The following is a 1426-nucleotide window of genomic DNA, read 5'->3' as shown; positions in this document are numbered from 1 at the left end:
TGAACTGACCCCCAATAGTTGGACACCAATTATTGGGGGTCTTTTTATGTCCAAATATAGCCGTGAGCTAAAATGTATCATTGCTAAGCAATACTTAGATGGCACGTCATCTCTCTATTTAGCAAAACAATATTCAATTTCTTCAAGGCAGATACGGTATTGGGCTCAAGTCTTTGCCATCCATGGTACTGATTCATTTTTACCAACTAAGCATGCCGCGACTGCTCAAACAAAACGAAAAGCATTGAATTTAATGTGGACGAATGAATGGTCTCTCACGCACACTAGCGCTGTATTAAACCTCTCATCCCCTGGGATACTCTCTGTCTGGCTCAAAAGATTTAATGAGCTCGGTATCAAGGGGCTCAAAATGCGCCAGAAAGGAAGACCCTCAATGAAACAGCAACCTCAACGTACCACTAAGCCTGATAATGAAATGACACTTGAGGAGCTAAAAGAGGAGTTGGTCTACTTACGAACCGAGAATGCCGTTCTAAAAAAGTTGGAAGAGTTGGAGCAGGAAAAAAACCGTCGAACAAAGAAAAAGCGGTCATAGCTCTAACTCTTAAAGGCAAGTACCCGCTGAAGCACTTACTGCAGACTCTACAGCTGGCAAAAAGTGTCTTTTATTATCAAGCTCAAACAAACAAGCGCCCAAATAGCTACGAACGTGAGCTGCGGTTGATAAAGTCAATTTATCATGAACATAAGGGTCGATACGGCTACCGCCGTATTCACTTGGAACTAAAAAATCAGGGGTTCGTGCTTAATCACAAAACGGTTCAAAGGCTTATGGCTCAGCTCAACCTTAAATCGACGGTCAGGATTAAAAAGTATCGTTCATACCGAGGAGAGTCTGGAACAGCTGCTCCTAACCTGCTTGAAAGAGATTTTAGTGCGACTCAACCCGATGAAAAGTGGGTAACTGATGTCACGGAGTTCAAAGTCAAAGAGCAGAAAGTATACTTGTCTCCCGTGGTCGACTTGTTTACTCAGGAGGTAGTGGCTTATAGAGTGGCCAAAAATGCCTGCTTGCCGCTTGTCACGGATATGCTAACGGAAGCCATATCAAAGCTCAAACCCAACTCAAAGCCAATTATACATAGCGATCAAGGTTGGCAATATCGTCATCGACAGTATCAGAAAAAGGTAGCGGAGAGTGGGTTAACACAAAGCATGTCGAGAAAAGGTAACTGCTTGGATAATGCGGTTGCTGAAAACTTTTTTGCTTTACTCAAAACAGAGATGTATCACAACCAAAGCTTTGAAGATGCAGATGCTCTGATAGAGCAAATTAAAGAATACATCGAGTACTACAATACCAAACGTATAAAAGTGAAACTAAAAGGCCTGACTCCGATAGAATATCGAACTCAGGCCTTGAAAGCCGCTTAACAGAAATGTCCAACTTTACGGGGTCACTTCA

2 protein-coding genes are annotated in these 1426 nt (G+C 42.5%); both read left to right on the top strand.

Annotated elements, in window-relative coordinates; genetic code table 11:
• The first annotated feature begins 46 nt into the window (after positions 1-46).
• Positions 47-556 (top strand): helix-turn-helix domain-containing protein, encoded by a 510-nt coding sequence (locus AB4274_RS20350; RefSeq protein ID WP_029236503.1) that lies wholly within the window; start codon positions 47-49, stop codon positions 554-556.
• Entirely contained in the window at positions 553-1395 is an 843-nt protein-coding gene (locus AB4274_RS20345; protein WP_106427183.1) for an IS3 family transposase, read from the top strand. The genes AB4274_RS20350 and AB4274_RS20345 overlap by 4 nt, the downstream gene beginning before the upstream one ends.
• The last annotated feature ends 31 nt before the right edge of the window (positions 1396-1426 follow it).

Source organism: Vibrio sp. 10N.261.55.A10 (assembly GCF_041470825.1).
Classification (GTDB): domain Bacteria; phylum Pseudomonadota; class Gammaproteobacteria; order Enterobacterales; family Vibrionaceae; genus Vibrio; species Vibrio crassostreae_C.
Note: the sequence above shows the minus strand (reverse complement) of the source record. Positions and strands in the feature narration are given on the sequence as shown.

Excerpts from the sequence above, each read along its gene's own strand:
- AB4274_RS20350 (WP_029236503.1), top strand. The coding sequence starts at position 47 with ATGTCCAAATATAGCCGTGAGCTAAAATGTATCATTGCTAAGCAATAC.